This window comes from Halocatena halophila (assembly GCA_027563145.1).
GTDB classification, from domain to species: Archaea; Halobacteriota; Halobacteria; order Halobacteriales; family Haloarculaceae; genus Halocatena; species Halocatena halophila.
The window spans coordinates 924,596-947,588 of the sequence record CP071306.1 but is presented as its reverse complement, the minus strand read 5'-3'; the positions used below and the strand labels follow the sequence as shown (position 1 = coordinate 947,588).

27 protein-coding genes are annotated in these 22,993 nt (G+C 58.2%); 8 read left to right on the top strand and 19 right to left on the bottom strand.

The window, feature by feature from the left end; genetic code table 11:
* Window positions 1–90: 90 nt before the first annotated feature.
* The gene (locus JXQ78_RS05055; protein WP_330632391.1) at window positions 91–1,167 is read left to right on the top strand and encodes a DR2241 family protein; all 1,077 of its coding nucleotides are present in this window, start codon (window positions 91–93) and stop codon (window positions 1,165–1,167) included.
* Between the two features lie 176 nt (window positions 1,168–1,343).
* On the opposite strand, the gene JXQ78_RS05050 is transcribed toward JXQ78_RS05055, so the two are convergent.
* Together JXQ78_RS05050 and JXQ78_RS05045 are read right to left on the bottom strand one after the other, a co-directional pair.
* On the bottom strand, window positions 1,344–1,511 hold the full coding sequence (locus tag JXQ78_RS05050; RefSeq protein WP_330632390.1) for a hypothetical protein: 168 nt from the start codon (window positions 1,509–1,511) through the stop codon (window positions 1,344–1,346).
* Between the two features lie 524 nt (window positions 1,512–2,035).
* The gene (locus tag JXQ78_RS05045) at window positions 2,036–2,317 is read right to left on the bottom strand and encodes a hypothetical protein (protein ID WP_330632389.1); all 282 of its coding nucleotides are present in this window, start codon (window positions 2,315–2,317) and stop codon (window positions 2,036–2,038) included.
* Between the two features lie 286 nt (window positions 2,318–2,603).
* Between JXQ78_RS05045 and JXQ78_RS05040 the strand changes: the two genes are divergently transcribed.
* Entirely contained in the window at window positions 2,604–3,035 is a 432-nt protein-coding gene (locus JXQ78_RS05040; RefSeq protein ID WP_330632388.1) for a CopD family protein, read from the top strand.
* Window positions 3,036–3,052: 17 nt separating this feature from the next.
* On the opposite strand, the gene JXQ78_RS05035 is transcribed toward JXQ78_RS05040, so the two are convergent.
* The 4 genes from JXQ78_RS05035 to JXQ78_RS05030 all read right to left on the bottom strand — a co-directional run bounded on the left by JXQ78_RS05035 (window position 3,053) and on the right by JXQ78_RS05030 (window position 4,451).
* Entirely contained in the window at window positions 3,053–3,511 is a 459-nt protein-coding gene (locus JXQ78_RS05035) for a halocyanin domain-containing protein (RefSeq protein WP_330632387.1), read from the bottom strand.
* Window positions 3,512–3,766: 255 nt separating this feature from the next.
* The gene (locus JXQ78_RS19020) at window positions 3,767–3,913 is read right to left on the bottom strand and encodes a hypothetical protein (protein ID WP_407934035.1); all 147 of its coding nucleotides are present in this window, start codon (window positions 3,911–3,913) and stop codon (window positions 3,767–3,769) included.
* A gap of 15 nt (window positions 3,914–3,928) precedes the next feature.
* On the bottom strand, window positions 3,929–4,063 hold the full coding sequence (locus JXQ78_RS19015; protein WP_407934057.1) for a hypothetical protein: 135 nt from the start codon (window positions 4,061–4,063) through the stop codon (window positions 3,929–3,931).
* A 199-nt stretch (window positions 4,064–4,262) separates the two neighbouring features.
* Complete coding sequence (locus tag JXQ78_RS05030) at window positions 4,263–4,451, bottom strand: hypothetical protein (protein WP_330632386.1); 189 nt, start codon at window positions 4,449–4,451, stop codon at window positions 4,263–4,265.
* Window positions 4,452–4,803: 352 nt separating this feature from the next.
* On the opposite strand from JXQ78_RS05030, the gene JXQ78_RS05025 reads away from it, so the two are divergent.
* Window positions 4,804–5,856, top strand: coding sequence for a pectinesterase family protein (locus JXQ78_RS05025; protein WP_330632385.1), 1,053 nt, complete (start codon window positions 4,804–4,806; stop codon window positions 5,854–5,856).
* A gap of 254 nt (window positions 5,857–6,110) precedes the next feature.
* Window positions 6,111–6,257 carry a CRISPR-associated endoribonuclease Cas6 gene (locus JXQ78_RS05020; protein WP_330632384.1) on the top strand — a complete coding sequence of 49 codons (147 nt, stop codon included), beginning with the start codon at window positions 6,111–6,113 and terminating at the stop codon, window positions 6,255–6,257.
* Window positions 6,258–6,261: 4 nt separating this feature from the next.
* On the opposite strand, the gene JXQ78_RS05015 is transcribed toward JXQ78_RS05020, so the two are convergent.
* Window positions 6,262–7,821, bottom strand: coding sequence for a BCCT family transporter (locus JXQ78_RS05015; RefSeq protein ID WP_330632383.1), 1,560 nt, complete (start codon window positions 7,819–7,821; stop codon window positions 6,262–6,264).
* 190 nt (window positions 7,822–8,011) lie between these two features.
* The gene (locus tag JXQ78_RS05010) at window positions 8,012–10,231 is read right to left on the bottom strand and encodes a CDC48 family AAA ATPase (RefSeq protein WP_330632382.1); all 2,220 of its coding nucleotides are present in this window, start codon (window positions 10,229–10,231) and stop codon (window positions 8,012–8,014) included.
* Window positions 10,232–10,408: 177 nt separating this feature from the next.
* On the opposite strand from JXQ78_RS05010, the gene larC reads away from it, so the two are divergent.
* Window positions 10,409–11,785: a nickel pincer cofactor biosynthesis protein LarC gene (larC, locus tag JXQ78_RS05005; RefSeq protein WP_330632381.1), complete on the top strand. Its 1,377-nt coding sequence runs from the start codon at window positions 10,409–10,411 to the stop codon at window positions 11,783–11,785.
* Here the strand turns inward: larC and JXQ78_RS05000 are convergent, their stop codons facing one another.
* Window positions 11,786–12,511: a hypothetical protein gene (locus JXQ78_RS05000; protein WP_330632380.1), complete on the bottom strand. Its 726-nt coding sequence runs from the start codon at window positions 12,509–12,511 to the stop codon at window positions 11,786–11,788.
* A 41-nt stretch (window positions 12,512–12,552) separates the two neighbouring features.
* Window positions 12,553–13,248, bottom strand: a complete 696-nt coding sequence (radB, locus tag JXQ78_RS04995) for a DNA repair and recombination protein RadB (protein WP_330632379.1) — start codon at window positions 13,246–13,248, stop codon at window positions 12,553–12,555.
* Window positions 13,249–13,335: 87 nt separating this feature from the next.
* Between radB and JXQ78_RS04990 the strand changes: the two genes are divergently transcribed.
* The 3 genes from JXQ78_RS04990 (at window position 13,336) to JXQ78_RS04980 (ending at window position 15,372) form a co-directional block, all read left to right on the top strand.
* A complete protein-coding gene (locus tag JXQ78_RS04990) occupies window positions 13,336–14,040 on the top strand; it encodes a helix-turn-helix domain-containing protein (protein WP_330632378.1) in 705 nt (234 codons plus the stop codon).
* A 118-nt stretch (window positions 14,041–14,158) separates the two neighbouring features.
* Window positions 14,159–14,899, top strand: coding sequence for an HFX_2341 family transcriptional regulator domain-containing protein (locus JXQ78_RS04985; RefSeq protein ID WP_330632377.1), 741 nt, complete (start codon window positions 14,159–14,161; stop codon window positions 14,897–14,899).
* 263 nt (window positions 14,900–15,162) lie between these two features.
* The gene (locus tag JXQ78_RS04980) at window positions 15,163–15,372 is read left to right on the top strand and encodes a hypothetical protein (RefSeq protein ID WP_330632376.1); all 210 of its coding nucleotides are present in this window, start codon (window positions 15,163–15,165) and stop codon (window positions 15,370–15,372) included.
* Between the two features lie 24 nt (window positions 15,373–15,396).
* Here the strand turns inward: JXQ78_RS04980 and JXQ78_RS04975 are convergent, their stop codons facing one another.
* From JXQ78_RS04975 to JXQ78_RS04935, 9 genes are all read right to left on the bottom strand, one after another.
* Window positions 15,397–16,053, bottom strand: a complete 657-nt coding sequence (locus JXQ78_RS04975) for a cytochrome c biogenesis protein CcdA (protein WP_330632375.1) — start codon at window positions 16,051–16,053, stop codon at window positions 15,397–15,399.
* Window positions 16,050–16,568: a TlpA family protein disulfide reductase gene (locus tag JXQ78_RS04970; protein WP_407934056.1), complete on the bottom strand. Its 519-nt coding sequence runs from the start codon at window positions 16,566–16,568 to the stop codon at window positions 16,050–16,052. The genes JXQ78_RS04975 and JXQ78_RS04970 overlap by 4 nt, the downstream gene beginning before the upstream one ends.
* Before the next feature lie 5 nt (window positions 16,569–16,573).
* The gene (locus tag JXQ78_RS04965; RefSeq protein ID WP_330632373.1) at window positions 16,574–17,290 is read right to left on the bottom strand and encodes an SCO family protein; all 717 of its coding nucleotides are present in this window, start codon (window positions 17,288–17,290) and stop codon (window positions 16,574–16,576) included.
* A gap of 45 nt (window positions 17,291–17,335) precedes the next feature.
* The gene (locus JXQ78_RS04960; RefSeq protein ID WP_330632372.1) at window positions 17,336–17,683 is read right to left on the bottom strand and encodes a helix-turn-helix transcriptional regulator; all 348 of its coding nucleotides are present in this window, start codon (window positions 17,681–17,683) and stop codon (window positions 17,336–17,338) included.
* 64 nt (window positions 17,684–17,747) lie between these two features.
* Window positions 17,748–18,491 (bottom strand): NRDE family protein, encoded by a 744-nt coding sequence (locus JXQ78_RS04955; RefSeq protein ID WP_330632371.1) that lies wholly within the window; start codon window positions 18,489–18,491, stop codon window positions 17,748–17,750.
* 25 nt (window positions 18,492–18,516) lie between these two features.
* Complete coding sequence (locus JXQ78_RS04950; RefSeq protein WP_330632370.1) at window positions 18,517–19,968, bottom strand: class I adenylate-forming enzyme family protein; 1,452 nt, start codon at window positions 19,966–19,968, stop codon at window positions 18,517–18,519.
* A 3-nt stretch (window positions 19,969–19,971) separates the two neighbouring features.
* Entirely contained in the window at window positions 19,972–21,045 is a 1,074-nt protein-coding gene (locus JXQ78_RS04945) for a mandelate racemase/muconate lactonizing enzyme family protein (protein ID WP_330632369.1), read from the bottom strand.
* A gap of 64 nt (window positions 21,046–21,109) precedes the next feature.
* Window positions 21,110–22,039 carry a 1,4-dihydroxy-2-naphthoate polyprenyltransferase gene (locus JXQ78_RS04940; protein WP_330632368.1) on the bottom strand — a complete coding sequence of 310 codons (930 nt, stop codon included), beginning with the start codon at window positions 22,037–22,039 and terminating at the stop codon, window positions 21,110–21,112.
* Between the two features lies 1 nt (window position 22,040).
* Window positions 22,041–22,934 (bottom strand): 1,4-dihydroxy-2-naphthoyl-CoA synthase, encoded by an 894-nt coding sequence (locus JXQ78_RS04935; protein WP_330632367.1) that lies wholly within the window; start codon window positions 22,932–22,934, stop codon window positions 22,041–22,043.
* Window positions 22,935–22,993: the final 59 nt, after the last annotated feature.

The window sequence follows — 22,993 nt, the reverse complement described above, 5'->3', positions numbered from 1 at the left end:
AGCTGATCGCCGTCGTTTTTGGCATGCCGGTCGCAGCAGTGGTATGGACCGACAGAGCGATCGCAGCGGATTCTCGACGGGGTGGTGGTAATGGACCGCGAATCCGACCCTGTGGCCGCGCTCGTGGCTGCTGTCGCGGAGCGTTCGATTTCGTATGACGGCCTTTCAGTGTCGAAATCGGACGGATTGTACACGTTCGAAACGACCGAACGCCAGGTCACGGATCTCACTGCGTCGGCACTCGGTGAGACGGCTGCTGGTGATCCATTCGTCGACAACTGGTTTCACTGGACGCAACGCTCGCGTTCGACGGCCGAGCAGGCGTTTCTTCGCTGGGTTGAGCACGCAGAGGAACGGTCAGTTCCGGAACGCTACTCCGCACTGACCAGTGGCGTCGTCGTTCGCGAGTGGGGCCAGCTCAGAATCACGGCGACAGTAGTGGATGGTGGTCGACGGTATGGACTGCGTCACTCGGACGACCGCGATGCCGATCCAGCAGAACTGGAGCGATTTGTGGATCCGCTCAAAGCCCGCGAGATCGCCACGACGGATGACAAAGGACGGTATCGGCCGCTCAAAACCGCACCGACGCTGTCGACTGGCTGGTTGTTTCCGGAGCTGACGGGAGCGTCGCTCGTCGAAGCGATCGATTTCATCTATCCGGCGACGATTCAGAACTGGGCGCTCGAGCGCGAGGGCGAACTTGACGTTACCAATTGGGCGGACGCAGCTGACCGCCAGAGCGGGATCTACGCGATGGTAGATGAGCTCTCTGGTGAGCAGCTCGAGTGGCTCACCGAGGCGTGCTGTGTCGATTCGCAGTGTCTAAAGCGCCGTGAGTGGGATGCAGCCGATGGAGAGGAGATTGACACCCCACACGGTGCGGGTGCGTTCCCGTGTCGTGAGCCCTGTTCGGTCGTCATTTCGGCAGCCCGGAAGTGGACCCAGATCGAGCGTGAGGACACAGAACGCTACACTGTCGAGCTCACGCCGAGCGAGAAGGCTCAGCTCGAAGCGTTGGTTGCTGCCGTCGCTGATGGACGCATCGATGAGATTCGTGAAGCGGAGTTTAGCGACCCAGCAAATCGACAGCGAGCCCGCTATCTTCGGGCGAAACGCTTCGATGCGGAGGGGACGCTGTCTGCAGAGTCAGACCGACCAAACTGACGAAAAATACGCGACGCGTCGATGGCCACCAGCCATCACGGGAGAGCCGGGGCGTCAGTCACGGGTGGGCGTGATCGATTATTCGTGCATGATGTTCCCACAGTCCGCACACATCCAGATGTGGTCTGCGTGCGTTTCCTTCACGAGGCTGCTGCCACACTCCGTGCATTCATTGATCATGTGTCGTAGGGGTGCCGCTTTCGGAGAGGGTGTGGACGTTCGACCGTCCGTTCTAAGAGCTCGAACTCGTCATCCGTGATCTCAGTCAAGAGCGTCACATCGCCAGTGTGAACGTGAATGAACAGTCGATCATCCGGTCCTTGCAGGACCTCGGCCGTCGTCATGGTCCCTCCATTGCTGTACTGCCGGATTGCTGTCGCCTAGCTGACTCGCTACCCATCATACGTTGGTTTACATCAGAACTATGCAACTGACATCTCCTGGAATAATATCTCAACACATAGCTGATGCAGTCTTCAACAATGTGGGATAATATATTAAATCATATACTATCAGCAATGCTGTCCGCAAACAGTTCGCTGTACGTGTTTTTCAGTGTAGATTGTCTCTGTCGTGTGGTGTTTCTGATAGGTGATGTGTGGCTGTCTCTGGTGGTTTCGCATTTCATTCATTGGAGACAACATTTCTGTGAGCTGTCTGGATCAACAATGATGTTCGAAAATTTTTATGTCTTGATTGCGGTTGTGGGCTACTGCGTTGTGTGCGGAGGAGATTGGTCGCCGATCACCCTGTCCACTCTTCGTCGGTGATGAATCAGCTGGCGGAATGTTTCGTGCGGAATTCGAGTCCGTGGTCGTTTTCGAATTTGGGCAGCAGGAACTGTTGGGCTCCAAACGGATGATTTCCGTCAGACGATTTCATCAGGATCGTAGTTCGACTTCGTGCGCGAGGCGGCGTCGGCGTACTGGTTTCTGCGTTCTGGATCTTCAACAGGGCCGAGATTGTCAGTGGACGTCTCAACAGCGGCGGTCGTCTCGCGGCTGTCGGTAAACGATGTCAGGGCGCGTTCTTTTCGGAAATAGTGTGATCCGTCGAGGGTGGCATAGGTAATGATGATCAGATTCTGCTCGTCGTCCGAGTAGGTTCGCTCGACGAACCACACCTGTTCGGTCGCATCGCTCTCTGCCATGCATGGTCGTTCGCGCTGTTGGGGGTTCAGTGTTGGTGTGCTGGTGAAGGACCATTTCGGTACTACGCATTGCGGTAGTTGATCTTCTGTCCGGGTTTCAGCATGGGAATCCATCACGGTGTCCAACGCATCTCTCACAGAGTCTCTCACCCAGATTCTGGGAACGCTCAGTGGGTACTTATTACCATCACACAAATAGCTGACTGAAGATGCAGACTGATCATCTCGAAGTCGTCCGAACTGCCGATCAACTGATCAAATATTGTCATCCCACGGGTGCGAATCAATGATTCTCGAATTGGTATTGGCGGTTCACACGATCGTCGCTGCGCTGTGGACTGGTGCGACAGTGTTTATCGCCGGGGCTATCATTCCAGCAGCAAAATCCGAACAGTTCGGATCTGCGGCGCTTTCGATCATCACACGGCGATATCGATATCTCACGATCGGTTCCGTTCTTCTATTGTTGTTCAGTGGCGGCCATCTTGCGGGAACGCTCTACACCTTCGAAACGCTTCAGGGATCGGGACGCGGTCACCTCGTGCTCGCGATGGTGGTGTTGTGGCTGGTGCTCGCTCATTTGGCAGTGTTTGGGTACCGGAAGCTGACAGCGACCGATGACGAGTCAGTCGCCGAGGCTGCGACGGCGGCGCGACCACTGTTTTACGCGGGCAGTGTCGTCTCTGTGTTGTTGCTCATTGTGGCTGGATTGCTGTAATTGGGTGTCCAGACGCGCTATTGTACGACAATCACGCCTTTCATTCCCTGTGAACTGTGGGGTTTGCAGGCGTATTTGTACGTTCCGGACGATTCGAACCGGTGTTGGAAGGTCATGGTTGCTGAATCAGAGAGTTTGCTTTTGAACGCTCCATCGGTTGCGACCACGTTGTGAGCTCCACCGATGCCGGTCCACTCCCACCGTACAGTCGTGCCCGTGGTAATCCTGAGTGCAGGTGGGTCAAACGCGAATCCAGCATTGATTCCCTCGGCACCGACAGCTACGGCCACCGATTTCGCGTCCGTTTTGTCAACCACACCGTCGTAGTTGTCTGTGTTTTCCAGCCAGCCATCGAATGATGGCTGTTCGTCGTTGGTGGTGGCGTTGGTTGAACAGCCAGCACTGAGGCCACCGCCAGCCGTGACAGCGATCGTCTGGAGGAGCGTTCGTCGATCGAGGAGGAGTCGATCCGGCATTACGCGTTTAGAGGGCTCGATCGATCGTAAGTCCACCCCGGATTCTCAGAAGTTAGGAATCGGCAGTTATGAGTTTCAGTGGTGGCTCGAAGCAGGCTAACCTGTGAGTGAACGGTTAGCGATATCTGGTGAATAGGACACCTGGGCAGGTGCATGAAGGATTGCCACAGTAGGGACAGCGATACTCTTCGTCGAATTGTTTGTTTAGCCAATGTGTTTTATATCCAATGATCTTCTAAAAATCGAAATACTCCATTATACCTTCATTTTGACGGCACCATTTGTATTCCAGCCCATTGCACATAGCACTGTAGCGTTCCGGCCAAGACACGTTTCAATACCACTTCCAATAAGCTGAGTTCCGATACCTTGAGAGTGAAATCCTTTGTCGACTGCAACCATCCGTATTCCAGCATTCTACGGAACCCTGTACGTCAGTTCTACAACGCCCCCCTCGTGACTCTGTGTGTCGTTCAGTTCCAGACGCTGACGGTCGTATCCCCCAGCAAACAGTGGTATTCCATCACCGAGGAGCACTGGAAGCTGTGTCAGTTGGAGCGTATCGACCTGGTGTTCGCTGAGAAACGACTCTGTGAGGGATGCGCCGCCAACGAGTCAGATGTGATCAAACTGCTCTTTCAGTGCAGCCGTTTTCTGGGCGACGGCATCGTTTACGAACGTTACAGCGTCTGTTGCGGGTGAGCGTTCCTGACTGGTGAACACGTACGTTGGTTTCTCACCATATGGCCACTCACCGAAGCCGAGAACCTGTTCGTACGTCGTTGAACCCAACGAGACAATCGACGGTTTCGAAAAACTCGGAAAAGCCCAGGTCGTCGCTGGATGAGAACTCGGATAGCCACTCAATCTTTCCCTCCGCATCAGCGATATATCCGTCAACGCTCGTGGCGATGTAGAGCGTTACCGTTCCAGTAGCCATAGCTTCGAATAGCAGTACCGACCGTGAACAACGCTGCGATCCCTTCTCAACTATAGATATTTTTTAATAGACTGATATAATAACCATCTATATATTTCTGAATGTAGATTATCCGCTTTCTGTGTTCAGATTCCCATATTGGTATCTCAACGTCCGAGCTCATCAGCTCGCGGTGGGGGATCAATCCCTCCTAACAGTTCTAGGGGGCTACCTTCAAGAAATTCCTTTCCTTGTAGACCACTCTCTATATTACTAGTTATAGTATGTTAGATAAACAGAAATAAATTTATAATTCATTGTGATTTATTTCGGGTTGTCATATATGGTTGCTGATTCGACACGTCGTGGAGTGATGAAACTTGCTGGAACAGGGATTGTGGCCTCGATTGCGGGCTACTTCGGTCGAACATCGACTGAGCGGGTGGCTGCTCAGTCCTCCGATTCGTCGGGTGCAGGGAACTCTCCGGTTCGGGGCAACAATCTGGTTGTCGCCAGGGACGGCAGTGGTGACTACGAGAAGATCCAGGATGCCATCGATGCGATCCCTCCGAATCGGTCGAACGAAACCCGCGTGTACATCAAAAACGGTCGATACAAGGAAAAGCTCCGATTGCCCACCGAGAAGACGAACGTGACGTTCATCGGCGAGAGCGCTCAGGGGACGGTATTAACCTACGACGACAACGCGGATACGCTGGACGAAAATGGCGAGGAAATCGGCACCACTGGATCGTCGAGTTTCTTCGTCAATGGGGATGATTTTACGGCGCGGAACCTCACCTTCCAGAACAGCTCTGAACCCGTCGCCCAGGCGGTTGCCATCCGGATCGACAGCGACCGAGCGGCCTTCGAGAACTGTCTGTTTCTGGGCAACCAGGACACGCTGTATACCCACGGCCACGACAGCCGCCAGTATTATCGAGAGTGTTTCATCGAAGGTGATGTCGATTTCATCTTCGGCTGGGCGACGTGCCTCTTCGAGAACTGTCACATACGGTGTAAAACCGACAGCGGATACGTGACGGCCGCCTCCACGGAGCGAGAAAAGGAGTTCGGATACGTTTTCAAGAATTGCCGGGTGACTGGTGAGGGGTCGGACAACTCCTACTATCTGGGTCGTCCCTGGCGGCCCTACTCCCAGACGGTGTTCATGAACACGTTCTTCGGCGACCACATCAAACCGGTCGGCTGGAAGCACTGGAACGATGAGCAGGATCCCGAGACGGCCTTCTACGGCGAATTCCAGAACTACGGCCCCGGCTATACCCCCGACCAGCGCGCCGACTGGACCCATCAACTGAGCGAAGCGCAGGCCGAACAGTACACAACTGAAAACATCCTCAGTGGATGGGATCCGGAGGGTCAGCTCAGAACGGAACGACCAGAAAAATCATCGCCGTTCTGAGAACGGGGTAGTGACCAGGTCGGGTGGGTCTTTTCAGGGGACAGTTCTTGTGGGTGTGTCCACACCCGGACGGGCTTGCCTGTTTTTTCTACCGCTACAGTGTCGTGGATGTTGTGATAGTGTCCTACTGTGCCTTCATAGAGTCAGGGCAATACGGGGAGAGACCCCCAGGAGAGTTTCAGGAACTTCCTGAGGACCGTATTTCACCGATTACGAACCGCAAAAGGAGGTCGCAATTCCGATACACTACAAGGATGCGTAGCACAGACGATCGGGACAACCTGGAGCTGCACTATGACTGTCGAACGCCAGAGCACCACCGACTGATCAAACTGGCCTACGATGCAGGCATCGGAGAGCTCAACACCACTGGCTTTGGCTTTATCAACGATCTGAATTAACCACTCACGAGCCCGAGCGGTCTGTTCCTTCTCGGTACGTCCGTGCTTCGACGTAGCTCGCATACACCATGACGAGCACCAGCACGGAGAACGGCAGCGCCATGATCACCGAGAGCGACTCGATCGCGCTGAATTTCGAGAGCTGCAACGACATCGCTCCGAACACTGCGAGCAACAGCCCCCACCACGCCCGATTCCGTGGGTTGGGATCCTCAGTTCCGAGCGTGATGGCCGCAATCATGAACACGGCCGAATCGAGCGAGGTGATGATGTAGCCCGCAATCACCAGCACGAAAAGAACCGCAAGCACGGTGCCCATGGGCGTGATCGAGAGTGCCTCGGCGATCGCCGCCGGTTTGCCGGACTCGGCCATCGCCTGCGCAATGGGCTCCTGATAGCCCGGTGCGAGTACCCAGCCGCCAATGAGCGAGTGCTGTATCCAGGTGAGCACCGTCGGCGCGACGACAAGAACGATAAACATCTCGCGTATCGTCCGCCCCTTCGAGACGCGGGCAACGAAGCTCCCGACGAAAATGCTCCAGGCCGCCCACCAGGCCCACCAGAAACCGGTCCAGTTCGCCGCCCAGTTCCCACCACTGGTTGGGGCGGTGTACAGCGTGAGCCGGAACAGATCGCTGAGCCAGACGCCGGTCGCATCCAGCCCGAGCTCGATCATGAACGTTCGGGGGCCAACGGCCACGAGAACGGCCATGGAAATCCCGATTAACACCATGGTGGCCCGTGCGGCGTTGCGGATCCCCGATCGGAGTCCGAGCCACACGTCGAAGAGAAACACCAGCGCAATGAGCCCGAACACAGCGTACGTAATCAGTGTGGACCCTGTACCGAACACACGACCGAGAATGGCGGCCATCGTCTGTGCGCTGAATCCGAGCGTGGTCGCAATCCCACCGATCGTGGCAATCACTGCCGCGGCGTCGATACACCACTCGGTGGTGGGTCGGACTGATCCGAACCAGGCGGGCAGTGATCGACCCATGAGCGCACCATCGAACAACGAGCTGATTCGATACTCCGCCACACCACGGGTGTACACGGTGATGCCAAAGGCGATCGCCACCGGGAGATACCACATTGCCAGCCCGGGAAACACCTCATGGATGAACATGAACGCGAGCGCCATCGACTCCCGGGAGGCACCGTGTACCGGCATCGGCGACGGCGGTGGTGACTGAACGATTGAAATGGGCTCGGAGACACCCCAGATCAGAATTGACGCACCGAATCCAACGGTGAACACCATCGAAAGCCAGGCGAACCGACTGAATTCCGGCGTTGTTTCGGGTCCGCCGATCCGAATGGTGCCATACGGTGAGATGACGAAGGCCACGACTGCGACCAGCAACACGAATCCGAGGAGGATGAACCACCAGCCAAAGTTGGTGAGCACCCAGGCCTTCCCTGTTGTGAGCGCTCGACTCATCCGACCCGGATAGGCGAGTCCGAACCCACCCAGCCCGACCATGATCGCCATCGTACACCCGAACAACAGCCGAACGTACCAGTCCGAATCCTCGATCCCGAATAGATATCCAGGCTTCATTGTCCCCCCCGAGATGACTGGCCGCTGGTTGTCGTCGTGATTCGACGAACGTGGTCACTCGCCACGCTACTGTCAACAGTATCGAACATACTGAAAGTGTGACGACGAAACCGATTGCGAGTGAAAAGCGTGGCGTCACAATCGCCGTGTGGTGGGCCACACCACGTGGCGCACACCAGAACAAGAACGCCTACTGGAAGCCAATCCGTTCGGACTGCTGTTCGAGCATGTCCTGGCCGCCGCGGAACCGATCCTCGATCTGTTCGTAGTAACCACGAATGTCGTCGGTGATCGTCGGACGAACCGCCTCCATCGCCTTGCGGAAGTGGCGCATCTCGACCTCATCAGCCTTCTTATCGTCGCGCAACGCTTCGATCGCCGACTCACGGCAGATGCTTTCGATATCACTGCCGACGTAGCCGCTGGTGAGCTCTGCGAGCTCTCGCAGACTCACATCGGGGGCGAGTGGCGTTTTCTCCGTGTGGATCTCGAAGATCTGCTTGCGCCCATCAAGCTCTGGCTCGCCGATGTAGACCAGCCGGTCGAATCGGCCGGACCGAATCAGCGCTGGGTCGATCATGTCCGGGCGGTTGGTTGCACCGATGACCATCACCTCCTCCATCTCCTCGAGGCCATCGAGCTCAGTCAACAGCTGGTTAACGACCCGTTCGGAGACGTTCGTGCCCACATCCCCACCACGATTTGGTGCGAGGCTGTCGAGCTCATCGAAGAAAATCACGGTCGGAGCGACCTGCCGTGCCTTCCGGAACGTCTGGCGGATCGCTTTTTCGGACTCGCCGACCCATTTCGAGAGGAGCTGGGGCCCGCGGACGCTGATGAAGTTGGCGTTCGTCTCGTTGGCGACGGCCTTTGCCATCAGCGTCTTGCCAGTGCCCGGCGGGCCATAGAGCAACACGCCCGACGGTGGCGTAATGCCCAGGCGCTCGAACCGTTCGGGGCTGTTCATGGGCCACTCGATCGACTCCTGAACCTGGCCTTTGGGATCGCTGAGTCCACCGACATCGTCCCAGGTCACCTTGGGGAGTTCAACGAGCACCTCACGCATGGCCGAAGGATCGACCTCGTTGAGCGCACCCTGGAAATCACCGCGTTTGATGATCATTCGATCGATCAGGCTGGGTGGGATGTCCTCCTCGTCCAGATCGATCTCGGGGAGATAGCGGCGCAGCGCCTTCATTGCCGCCTCTTTCGTGAGCGACTCGATGTCAGCACCGACGAATCCATGTGTCTCATCGGCGAGCGTGCCGAGATTCACGTCATCCGAGAGCGGCATGCCACGCGTGTGGATCTGTAAGATCTCTTCGCGACCCGATTCGTCCGGGACGCCAATCTCGATCTCACGGTCGAACCGTCCCGGCCGACGAAGCGCGGGATCGACGCTGTCCACCCGGTTGGTCGCACCGATGACGATCACCTGCCCACGGGATTCGAGCCCGTCCATCATGGTGAGCAACTGTGCGACCACCCGCCGTTCGACTTCGCCGGTTACGTCCTCGCGTTTGGGCGCGATCGAATCCAACTCGTCGATGAAGATGATCGCTGGGGATTCTTCGCTCGCGTCTTCGAAGATCTCGCGGAGCTGCTGTTCGGATTCGCCGTAGTATTTCGAGATGATTTCGGGGCCAGCAATGGAGAAGAAACTCGCGCTGGTCTCGTTGGCAACGGCCTTTGCGAGCAGGGTCTTGCCGGTACCGGGCGGACCGTGGAGCAACACCCCCTGTGGCGGCTCGATGCCGAGCTTTTTGAAAATCTGGGGGTGTTTCATCGGGAGCTCGACCATTTCCCGAACGCGCTGGATTTCGCTTTGGAGCCCACCAATGTCCTCGTAGGTGATTCCAGCACCGCGGCTCTCGAACCCAGAAATCGGCTCCTCTCGCAGCTCAACGTCAGTATCTTCTGTGATGAGCACCACCCCGTCGGGCTCGGTTTCGACGGCGATCAGCGGAATCGCCTGTCCTGGTGATCGCATGAAGGGATGGTTCGTGCTCGACATCACTGGAACGATGTCGCGCTGGGCAACGGGCCGTTTCATGATCTGGCGTTTGACCATCCCCGCAGCATCGCTTCCGAACTGCACGCTTGCCTCTTCCGGCGGGGCGAGCACGAGCTGTTCTGCCTTTTTCGCATCCGCCTTGCGGATTTTAACCCGCTCGCCGATTCCGACATCGGCGTTTTGACGAGTGAATCCGTCGATGCGGACGGTGTCAGTGTTCCAGTCCTGTCGGTCTGCTCGCCACACTTTGGCGGCGGTCGTTTCGCTTCCCTCTATTTCGATGATATCGCCCGGACTCAACTTCAGATGAAGCAGGGTGTCCGGGTCGAGACGAGCGATCCCACGCCCCGAATCGTTCGGGTACGCCTTTGCCACCTCCAGTTGGACTTCATTCATGGTACTACGCGGTTAGTAGAAATCGGCCCCCCTGAGTGATAGCCCTTTTGCTCGCTATTCGGACACGTACTGTTTTGATATCACGTTCGAGCATCATGAACACACATACCACAGCGCTTCTGTCAGTCGATCACTCCGAGACAGATTGCTTAACCTGGCCGCACCCGATCGACCGATATGCAGACATTAGCGTTCGATGGCCGGATGGGTGCAAGTGGCGATATGTTACTTGGCGTGTTGCTCGATCTCGGTGCGGATCGGTCGGTATTGACGCCCGTTGAAGCCTCGCTCGGTGTCACCTACGCAACCGAAACAACGACGAAAAACGGGATTGAGGCCACACGCGTGCGGGTGCTCAGGGATGGAGGAGATGGCGAATCATCGGATGCAACCGATGCGGAGCACGCACACGCCGATGAACAGCATCACCATAGCCAGGAAGATACCCATCACCACCATCACGGTGATGAAGATCATCACCACCACGACCATGATCATCACGACCATGATCACACCCACGAGGGACACTCCCACGCGCACGATCACGCGGAGGGGAGCGGCCCACTTCGGACGTATCCGGCGGTAATCGAGTTGGTGGAGTCAATGGACCTCGCCGAGGCCGTTACCGAGCGAGCGACGGCTATTTTCCGTCGGCTGGGTGTGGCAGAAGCTGCGGTTCATGGAACCGAACTCACAGAAACCCATTTTCACGAGGTGGGCGCGGACGATGCGATTGCTGACGTTGTTGGCGTCTGTCTGCTGTTGTCCGAGCTATCGGTTGAGCAGGTTCTGACGACCCCAGTCGCAGCGGGGTCAGGGTCTGTCACCATGAGTCACGGCACGTATCCAGTGCCAGCGCCGGCAGTGGTGAACGTTGCCAGCGAGGCCGACTGGCAACTCCAGGGAGGCCCCGTCGAGTACGAACTGCTCACGCCAACTGGAGCAGCGATCCTCGCCGAGATCGCAACCGGCGTCAGAACGCTCCCGTCGCTCGACGTGTCTGCGGTCGGGTACGGTGCAGGCGGCTACGACGTTCCCGACCACCCGAACGTGCTTCGTGGAACACTGGGCACGACAGCCGGCCAGCTGGGACGCGATGCAATACGACAGCTCGAAACGAACGTTGACGACATCTCACCGGAGGTGCTCGGTGGGCTCTCTGAAACGCTCAAAGATGTTGGAGCACGCGATGTGACGATCCTCCCTGCGACGATGAAAAAATCCAGACCGGGACACGTCGTCCGGGTGCTCACAAAGCCAGATGACGCTGCTCGTGTCGCCAGACGACTCGCTGCAGAAACTGGCACCCTCGGCATCAGAGAGACAAGCGTCACCCATCGATTTGTTGCCGATCGCTCGTTCGAAACCGCGACCCTCACCATCGACGGAACAGAGTACGATATCCCTGTCAAAATCGGGGCCGACGAGGAGGGAACGGTGTACGATCTGAGTGCGGAGTACGACGACGCCGCGGCCGTCGCAGCAGACACTGGCCTGGCGGTACGAACGATCCTCGAGCGCGCTGAACGCCAGATCGAGAACGACCGCGATTGATCACTCACGGTGGCGCTTGAGTGCCTCCGCAATCGTGAGCTCACCGCGGGCAACTGCTCGGGCGAGTACCTCGTCGATCGTCCGATCGCCACCACTCTGTTCGCGTGAGCGTCGCTTGATCGCGGCGATCTCGCCTGCCGTCGGCTCGATCGCTCGCTCTTCGATCGGCTCGCCCTCGATCCTGGCGATGTTTGCGGCCGCCAGCACGTCGCCCATGCCGCGTGCGCCACTTCCGAGTGCTGGTGTCGTTCCAGTCTCATCCACTAGCTCGACGGACACGTCAGGGAGATCGTCGATGATGCGCGCGCCCTTCAGCCGAGCGCCATCGCCAATCCGAACGAGCGGATCGACCGCCTCGTTCAGGGTGGTTTCGATCACAGCTGCGGTTTGTGCCAGTGGGACGTGAAACGCCTCAACGATCATCGCTCCGGAACAGATGGCGATGCCCGGACGATCACCCGGATCGATGCCGACGATCGTCCGTCCCCCACCACGGAGCGCGACGAGTGCGCGCTCAACAACTTGCCTGGGACGATCCGACCGTCCACGAACGAGTTCGACGCCCAGCCCGTCCGGCCACGCATCGTCCGTTCCGGTGATCACCACGTCGGTTTCCCGATCGAGCGAGGTGGCTGGCTCCTGTGTCGTGAACTCGACGCCTCGCTCGCGCAGCTCGTTAACCACGCCGTGGTAGAGCTCGAAATCTTCAGTGGCGACGACTATCACGGTGAAACCTACGCGGCTGGACACAAAAGGGGTGTTGGCGCTCAGACGGTCGATCCCGATTCAAGCCCGGTGGCAGTGATCTGGAAGGTACAGTTCTCACCGGCGGGCTTCGAGCGGTGTTTTTCGAGTGTGGCCCGTCGATTTCCGCCGCGAAACCGCTCAAGCTTGAGTACGGCACCCGACCAGTGCATTAGCGTGTTGCCACCCAGTGGCCGTGTTGTATCGGAGTCGGGATCGGCAAACACCTGATTGGTGATGCAGACGGCCAGTTCGTGCTGGCGAGCCAGCCCGAGCAAATGCGTGATCTGCCGGCCAATTGCTCGCAACGTGCTCGCACTGTCGTTTTCGCTTCGTTCGAGTCGGTAGAGGCCGGTCGCGCTGTCAAGGACGATGAGATCAAGCGTTTCTGCCTGCTCTTTGGCGTCCTTGACGGCTTCTTTTTGCTCATTGAACGTGAGCACGTCGCTAATGGCAATCCGTGTCGAAAGGCGCTCGGCCGTCTCTTCATCGGTCGTGTGTCCTTGAAGAAGCTGTTCGAATCGATCGATAGAAAGCCCTTCTGTGTCGATATACAGCGCTCTACCGCCATTGGCTGCTGTCGCCACTGCGGCCGAAAGCGCGATATTTGTCTTGCCGGCCGCGGGTGGGCCGTACAGCTGCGTCACGGTTTTTCGACTGAATCCGCCACCGAGTAACGAATCGACGGACTGACAGCCTGTCGTAATCGGCCCACTCACACGTTTGGTACTGGTGGCCGGCTAAAAACGGCCACGATCGTCGTCGAGTGTCGATGTGTTTTTGCGTTTCCATGGCTGCAATTCGCCATGTCCGACAAACGCGAGCAGTTGGCCCGACGCATTGCTGGGGAGGTGGTACTGAGCGATGATCCTGGGACAACGTTACGAAAGTGGCGAGACGATTTCGACATCTCTCAGACGTCGCTTGCCGCGCAGTTGGAGGTCTCTCCGTCTGTCGTTTCCGATTACGAAAGCGGACGTCGGCAGAGTCCAGGTATTTCGGTAGTGCGACGCATCATCGAGGCGCTGCTTGACGTTGATGACGACCGTGGTGGCGAACAGATCCGTCGATACACGCGAATTCTCTCGGCCGGCTTCGATAACGACGTGGTACATGACCTCCAGGAGTACTCCACGCCGGCCTCGATTGGAGACTTCTATGCGGCGATCGACGCCACAGAAGTCGTCTCTGGGAGTCAGTCAACCATTGCTGGCCACACGGTCATCGACTCAATCGAGGTGATCACTCGTCTCTCGAGCGAGGATTTCTACCGACTGTACGGCCAGTCGACAAATCGGGCACTCGTCTTCACTAACGTCACACGGGGCGAATCGCCGCTGGTCGCCCAGCGCGTCGTCACGCCAACTCCCTCTGCGGTCGTTCTCCACGGTATCGAGGAAGACGATCTCTGGGAACACGCACCCGCACTCGCTGCGATCGATGGCTACTCGCTTGCCGTCTCCGATGCGCCGCTCGATGTGGTCCTCAAGCGCCTCCGATCGATGCCCTGAGTTAAACGGACTGACCAACGCTACAGGTCGACAACGAAGGCAGTAACTGGACTACGTCCAGTAGTTGTGCGGTGATCAAGTGAGTGGATTTAATATCACGTGTAGATTTGCTCACATCATGGATACTATTGATGAGGTACACATTGCGCCGCTCGGATTCGAGTTCGATCGAATCATCGGTCCGGCGCGTCGGTACGACATTGATATAATATATCTATTAGAACACGACGAGCCACAATCTAAGAAGCCGTCGTATCACGACGAACTCAAGGCCGAACTCTCAGAAGAAAGTGTTGAGGTTCGATCACGGACGGTGGATTTGATCGACATTTACGACGTTCTCGGTGCAGTGACGACCGTTATTTCCGACCATGCTGATGATATCGTTCGGGTGAACGTTTCGAGCGGGTCGAAACTGTCGGCGGTGGGCGCAACGATCGCGTGTATGGCAACCGAAGCGACCGCGTACTACGTTCATCCAGAGGGGTATGCACACGCCGACCGTGCCGAGCGACAGAGCTACGGCTATGCGGACGATGAGGTGTTGCCAACGTATCCGATCGAATCGCCGACGACCGATCAGGTGGCCGCAATGGACTTTCTCGAGCACGAATCGACCGAGATCTACACGCCCAAGAAAAAAGATATCATCGAGTATGCACAAGAGCAGGATCTCTCGTTCATCGCCGAAAACCAGCCCGCCAACGACAAGGCGAAGTTCGCCCTCCTCAACGCCAATATTATCGATCCGCTGACAGCAAACGGCTACATTGAGGTCAACACCGTTGGCCGGCAAAAACAGGTCGAACTAACCGATACCGGCAAGAACGCGCTCCATGCCTTCCGCCACAAGCTGTGAGTCGAATTGTATACACAATCTACGATCGAACGACGGACGCCGAAATTCCTTTTGTAGACGATTGCTGTTCACTCCATCAATGAGTGCATGCTTGATGTAGAATATAGGGTATTACTAGTGGATTGTATGTGTTTTTTGGCGATTGACCAATAGTATAAACAGTATTGATAGTATCTGTGGTGTGGCTGGTCCGAGTAACGAGCGTTGCTCTGTCTGTTCTGTGATAGAACTGATCAGTAAGGGGTGTCTCTGTACAACTGTCGATGTCCCAGTTCACTCATTCGGTCGGCCTCTCTCCCACACGGGTGTCACTTCCCGGGGCCACCGAAGGAGGGCTCTGGCGTACGGACCGACCGGTACCCCCCGCTGACGCGTTGGCCACTCTCACCCCCGGTCCGGCGATCGGATCGATCTGGGACATCGCACCCGATTTGGACGCGATTGGAGCGTGTGACGTGATGGCTGCGTTCTAATCGGGCCTTCCTCCACTTCATCCATTAGAACACGTTAAAAACCCAGAGTGAAACGGCCAGCTGTCCCATTCCTGCGAGAATCATCAAACTGCCGGCGAGATCCTGGAGTCTTCCAGTGTAGCGTCCAGCTTGCTTCCAGATATCGATGCCAGCGCCGACGAGCAGTGTCACTCCGAGCAACGGGACGGCGACTGCCCCGGCGTACGCTGTTATTAGAATCAAACCAGTCGGCCGATCGAACGCCAGAGCCTGTCCAATCACGCCAACGAGAATCGGAAGGACACAGCCCGCGGCGGCTGCGCCATACCCGACGCCGAAGATGGCAAATCCAGCGAGTGACTCGGTTCGTGGCGGCAGTGCAATACGGAGCTCTGGGCCTCGATCGGTGAGCTGGAGCACGCCGACCACGATCAGTCCCACCCCAACGATCGGTTCGAACCACTTGAGTTCAGAGAGCAGTTCGTGACCGACGATCATTCCACTGGCACCGATAGCAATGAGCACAAAAAGCGTGCCACCGGCCGCGATAATTGCGGGAATGAGCGCGTGGTCGTGCCGGTCGTTCTGAAAGAGGTGTCCGACGTAGCCACCGAGCAGCGGAAACGCACACGGGGCGAAAAACGTCGTGATCCCGCCAGTGATGACGAACGCCAGTGCGCCACTCAACGGGATTGCGCTCACGATTTGGCCTCAGAAATTGCCGATCGGAGCCGAGCTTCGCTCACGACGCCACTGTCTTGAAAGACGGGAGTGCCACTGGCATCGAACACGGCGAGATACGGCAGCCCTCCCGCGTTCAATGCGGCCATCAGAGTGCTGTCCGGATCGTGGCCAACAGTCCAGTTGCCGCCGTGGTCGGCCCACCACGCCCGAATGTCATCGACGGTCAGCGTCTCCCCGGTTCGTTCGTTCGTCACCGAAACGACCGCGACGTCCTCGTAGGCTGCATCGAGCGACTGTAGCGTTGGGAGCTGCTTGATACAGGGCGAACACCAGGTTGCAAACAGATCGAGCACCGTCACCGTGTTTGGAACGGGCAGTTCGATCGTCCCTGCCTCTGAGCCCTGTGCGCGGAACGTCTCAACGGACACCGGAAACGGGCCATCAGACGAACTGGACTGATCGAGAGCCACCCACGCGCTCACGCCCGTCAACGAAATGCCTGCCAGGCCGGTGAGCAATCCTCGTCGGCTGATCGAGCTCATTGGGTGCGAACGGTTTCGAGATCCTCGATGATCCGTTCAGTCTGCGGTTCGCTCCCCCGATATGCCCGCTCAACGTAGCCCGCGGCGTTCGTCAACACGATCAGCGATCGGTGATCGAACATGTAGCCCTCGCCCTCTTGTTGGGACTGCTTTTTGAATCGCACGCCGAATTCATCCTGAATGACCGATTTGGCTTTTTCGACGGAGTCTGGCCGCAAGAAGTGCCAGTTGTCTGCGTCGGCGTCGACGTTCATCTCTTCGGCGTACGTCCTGAGGCGGTCGGCGGTGTCGCGCTCGGGATCGAACGTGATCGGCACGAGTGCGATTTCGTCGTCGTAGCCGTTATTGCTCGCGTGTGTCTGGATCTCCCGGAGCGAGGAAACCAGCACGGGACACACTGTTTTGCAGTTGCTGAAAAAGAACGTGAACACGGCTGGCACGTCAAGGTCACCGAGCGCAATCGATCGGTCTTCGAGCGGCGCGGTGACCGAGACGTCTGGGAGCTGGTCGTCCCAGCTCAGAAACTCCGGCGAGTATGACGTTGGATAGTCCGAGGGGTGTGCGAGTGTGACGTTTTCGGAGTGAACTGGCGTCTCAGTTGGGGTGTTGCCCCCGCCATTGCCCGTCGTTTCCAGCGTGTCACCAAGACAGCCAGCCACTGCGAGCCCTCCCGATACCGCTGCCATCGATTTCAGGACCGTGCGACGTTGCATACAGAAACTGAGAACCAGAGTCCTATGGATCGTTTGGTTTGTCGCTTACTGGTAGGCGAGGGTCATGATCCACTGCGAGAACGCGTCGCTGTTGGATTCGACCTCCTCGTCGGCGACAAAGGGCGAGAGCATGTCGCCGGCCATCAACAGCGAGAAATCGAGATCTTTCGTTGCGGGGGTGAGATAATACGTGTTGTGGCCGTTGTAGACGGCTTCTTCGCGCTGGATCAGCTCTTTTTCGGCCAGCGATTCGACGATCCGGCTGCCGGTACGTGAGGAGACATCGAGCTCCTTCCAGAAATCGCTCTGGTGAACGCCGCCGGTCTCACGAATGAGTGCGAGCCCTGCGCGTTCGTCGTCCGATAGGTCGTCCTCATCGGCGGTAACGCTCATACGCTACACTCAGAGTGAGTCCGGTTTAACAGTTTTGTAGGGCGGACAGAGGAGTCGGTGTGAATCAGCGCAGCCGTTCATCGACGTGGTCGTAGCTCGTTTCACACGGCGGTCCGTCCGCAAACCAGTAGTTGATCGCGTCGTCGCTGACCTGTATCAGCGATGATGACCGCGTACCAAACCCATCTCCATGGACGCAAACGCCCCGATCGTGATTGGAAAGCGCTGTTGCCGTCCGGTCGCGCCAGCTGGCGGGGGCTTCGTCCGGTTCGGTTCGCAACAGTGCGAGGAGCTCGCGGCCGTTTGCTGCCTGTTGCTGTGCGCTTTCTGCGTGCTCGCTCGGAATTCGGTAGCTCGTGTCGTAGCCAACGTTCATCACGACGTGGACGCCTGGCGTTAGTGTCCGGATGAGTGGTCCCCCCGAATTTTCGATGAGAATCGCATTGTTTTCGTCTGCACACACCAGATAAAACCCATCGTACAGCGTTGTATCGAGCTCGCGCTCGGTCGCCCGTGCGGCGCTCTGTGCGTCACCGTGATCAAGAAGATCGCGAACGAGCAGTCCACGCGAGCGCTCGCCTGTCCCAGCGGGTGCTCCCCAACGGTTGGTGAGCGCCACGATGAGTCCAGCCTCGTTCACACCGATCCAGGTGCCCCCAGCAGACTGATCTCGTGGAGCGAGAATGGTCGTCGATTCATCGAGCAACTGTGGCGGGGCGGATGGCCTGTCGTAGCGTTCGTCTCGGTTTGCGCCGATGAGCAGCGGTGTGGATTCGAACTGCTGGTAGGCCAGTACGATCGTACACATGGGTTGTCTACGTGCTCCGACCCGTTCAATTGCCTGGCTGTTTCAGCCGTGCTTTGATTGCTTGCCGATCGACTGTCCCTGATGGCGTCCGCTTGATCGATCCGAAGACGATCGTTCGCGGGCGCTCGTGCGACGCGAGCCGATCGCTGAGAAACGCATCAAGGTCGTCGGCCGTGCAATCCCCATCACGATCGATCAGCGCACCAACGCGTTCGCCCCATCTGTCGTCTTCGATGCCAACGACAGCAGCCCCCTTGACGTCGGGATGGCGCTTGATGGCACGCTGGACGGCCGTGGGATCAACCGTTTCGCCACCGGTATTGATTCGGTCATCTGTGCGCCCTGAAACGAAAAGTCGACCGTCCGCATCGAGCATCCCACGATCGCCCGTTTTGAAGCCACCGTCGCACTGCTCGAACGCAGCGCTATCAACATAACCAGGCGAGACGGTTGGGCCAGAGACGACGATTTCTCCCTCCGTGTTGGGGGGACATGGCGCTCCATTTTCGTCGACGATCGTGACGCTGGTCGTAAAAACTGGCCGGCCGACGCTGTCTGGGGCCGCTTTCACGTCTGCTGGCGTCCCAGTCGCGATCTGTGAGGCGGTTTCGGTCATACCATACGTTGGAAACACTGGAACGGACCGATCGAGACACTCCTCAAGAAGCGTTGGCGAGGCTGGACCGCCACCGAGCAACACGGTACGCAGCGACGACGGAAGCGATCGTTTTTCGAGTAGTTGCTCAAGCAGGACGGGGACCAGCGAAACGGCCGTCGCCTCGTAGGTATGCAGCGTTGTCAGCAGTGTCTCTGGATCGGTAGTTGATGGAACGACCGTCATCCCATCAAGCACTGCCCGGTAGATGGGCGCAAGCCCACCCATGTGGTGGAGTCCAAGCGGCGAGCACCACCGATCGCCGGCCGTCGTCTGTAGCCGTTTTGAGGATGCCATCGCGCTGTAACAGACGTTGTTCACCGTCAGCTCAACGAGATCTGGCTGTCCGGTCGTTCCCGAGGTAAACAGATACACGAGCGGATCATCCGGTTGAAGGCGAGCGTGCGAGAGCGAGCCGATCGGTTCGGTGTCGATCGAGGCAACCGGTCCGTCCGCTTTGAGCGAGCGCACGGGCCATGGCGTGTTGGTCTGATCGATCCGATCTGGGGCTATGCCAGCAACCACAACTAGCGCGGGATCGACGCGTTCGAGCCGCCCATCGTCGATTGGGTGTGTGGGATCGACGGGAACGATGACTGCACCAGCGCGCATCGCGGCGTGAACGAGCTGGATTGCCGTCGGCGACGGCTCGGCGCACAGCGCAATTCGTTCGCCAGACACGTCGAATGTGCTCAGCCTGCCGGCAAGCGTCTCGACGGCCCCATCGAGTTCGGCGTACGTCCAGCTGGCGTCGGTCTCGGGATCGACCACCGCCGTCGCGGCTGGTGATTCGACCCGTCGGTCGGCGAGCCAATCGTCCATTGGCTACGATTCGATGCCGTACCAGTTTTCGATTCCGGTTTCGCCTGCCACAGTGAGACCACAGCCAGATCCCTCTGGCACGGCTATCTTTCCGTCAGTGATTCTGAGTGCTTCCGGTGTCGATCCAGCAAAGCGGTCTGCAGTGGCGAGCCCACACGCGGTGTCGGTCTTGAGAGCCCCTGCGAGCTGAATTGCGCCGGTGTGAGCGATCGGGCCGTCGATCGTCGTGGTGACCACTACCTCCACTCCGCCGACCAGCCGGGCGACGCGAGCGATCCGAAACGCTCGATCGATGCCGCCAACGGCCATGGGTTTGATCACGAGTACGTCGGCTGCCTTGGCGCGCAGAATGTCGTTGATTGGCGTCCGAAGACACTCCTCGTCGAGTGCAATGGCTGTGGTACCAATCGAGCGCAAGGAGTTTGTAGCCGAGAGCGACCCAGGGGTGAGTGGCTGCTCGACGTACGCAACGTTGGCGTCGTCGATTGCCCGAACGACGTGTTCGGCCTGCGTTCGATTCCACGCCCCGTTTGCGTCCGCTCTGAGTTCGATTGTTGGACCGACAGCGGATCGGACTGCCCTGAGGCGGGCAATATCCCGGGTGACCCCACCAGCTCCCACCTTACATTTCAGACACTGATAGCCGGCATCGACGGCAGTCCTGGCCGCAGCAACCGTGCTCGCCACTGATCCGTCGCCGATCGTCGCATTGACTGACACGGTATCACGGGGGCCACCGCCGGCCAGATACTGAGAAAGCCCAAGGCCACATCGCTGTGCCCGACGATCGAGCCGTGCGAGCGATAAGCCGTGACGGGCTGCTGGCGTCGCTGTAGCACTCACTGACTCGATCGCTTTGTCCACAGAGAGTGCGTCGGCCGCTGCCGTCAGCGTCCGCTCACAGCGCTCATAGCTTTCGGTCCATCCGGGCAATGGAGTTGCCTCACCGTAGCCAACACAGTCCTCGGCTTCGAGACAGACCAGAAAGCCACGGCGGCTTTCGATCGTTCCGTCTGCCGTTTTGAGTGGGCTTTGCAACTCGAGTTCGAACGGTTCGATCGTTATCGCCGAGGCCATACTGTCGAGATAGCAGTCCGGATCGATTCGTCGCTGTTGAGTGCAAGACGGCCGAGAAGAGGGTTCACGAGAGCGCCAACCCCACGGCAAACAACAGCGAGTGCGCCCCGAGCAGCTGTCCCATCCGTTCGAGCGCCGGATCGAGCGTTTCTGCGCTGGTCGAGTCAAACACGGTGTGGACGAGTCGTGCGGCGATCGGGATCGTAACCACGGGAAGACCGACCAACAGTGCACTGGTATCCATCACGAGCCAGAGTGGCACTGCATAGGCAAGCGCGAGCAGCGCGAGCAACTCAAATCGTGAAAGCCGATAGCCGAGCATGACCGCCAATGTTCGTTTGCCCGCCGCCGCGTCCGTCTCACGATCGCGGATGTTGTTGATGACGAGAATCGCCGTTGCCAGTGCAGCCGGCGCGAGACTCACGAGCAGGGCGATTGTGGGAAGCGTCGCCGACGGAACCGAGAGTCCGAGTGGTGGGCCATACGGAACGATCGCCTGGACGTAGTAAGTTCCTGTGACCGCAATAACGCCGAAAAAGACGAACACGAACAGATCGCCAAGCCCGCGATAGCCGTAGGGATACGGACCGCCGGTGTAGGTGAATCCAGCTCCAATCGAGGCCAATCCGATGAGCAAGATAGGCACGCCACCGATCGCAACGAGCACGCAGCCAACTCCCACGGCGATCAAAAACGTCAGGATCATCGCGCGTTTGACGGCCGCTGGCTCGATAAGGCCGGCCTGTGTCACCCGGGTAAAGCCCTCTCGTTCGTCGGTGTCGGCACCCTTGATGGCGTCGTAGTAGTCGTTGGCGAAGTTCGTGCCGATCTGGAGCAACAGCGCACCAAGCAACGCCAACACCGCCGGCAGTGGGCGAAAGACACCCTGACGGATGGCGAGACCGGTACCCAGCACCACGGGTGCTGCGCCAGCCGGGAGCGTCTGTGGCCGGGCCGCAAGGAGCCACGCGCGTGTCGTGGAGTGTTCGGTCATCTTAGTAGTGCCACGGAACGTCGTCGAAATCCGGCTGGCGACCCTCGACGAAAGCGTCGCGACCCTCCTGGGCCTCGTCGGTCATGTAGGCCAGTCGCGTCGCCTCTCCGGCGAACACCTGCTGGCCAACCAGTCCATCAGTGTCGAGATTGAACGCGTATTTCAACATCCGCATCGCAGTCGGGGACTTCTCGTTGATCGTTTTTGCCCACTCGATCGCCGTGGCTTCGAGCTCCTCGTGGGAGACGACCTCATTGACCATTCCCATCTCAGCTGCTTTTGTTGCGGAGTAGGTTTTCCCCAGAAAGAAGATCTCCCGGGCCCGCTTTTGTCCAACCTGATTGGCGAGATACGCCGACCCGAACCCGCCATCGAAGCTCGCAACGTCTGGGTCGGTCTGTTTGAACTTTCCGTGTTCTTTGCTGGCGATCGTCATGTCACAGACGACGTGCAGGCTGTGTCCGCCTCCAACGGCCCAGCCCGGAACGACGGCGATCACTGGCTTTGGAATGTGTCGGATCAACCGCTGCACTTCGAGAATGTGGAGCCGTCCCGTCGACCCATCGTCGGGCGATTCGTCATCGCCGGTGTACTGATAGCCATCTTCACCACGAATCGACTGATCGCCACCAGAACAGAAGGCATAGCCGCCATCTTTCGGCGACGGGCCATTACCGGTGAGCAATACACAGCCGATGTCGGTCTGTCGTTTTGCGTGATCGAGTGCGGTGTACAGTTCATCTACCGTTCCCGGTCGAAACGCGTTGCGAACTTCCGGTCTGTCGAATGCGATCCGAACAGTGCCGTGGTCGATCGCTCGATGATAGGTGATATCCCGGAAGTCGAACGACTCGACCGTCTCCCATGCTGTGGGATCGAACAACGAAGCGTCCATGGCTGAACTGTGATCGGATTGTGCAAAAAGATTCCCTGATCGGGTCGAGGCCCGGTGAT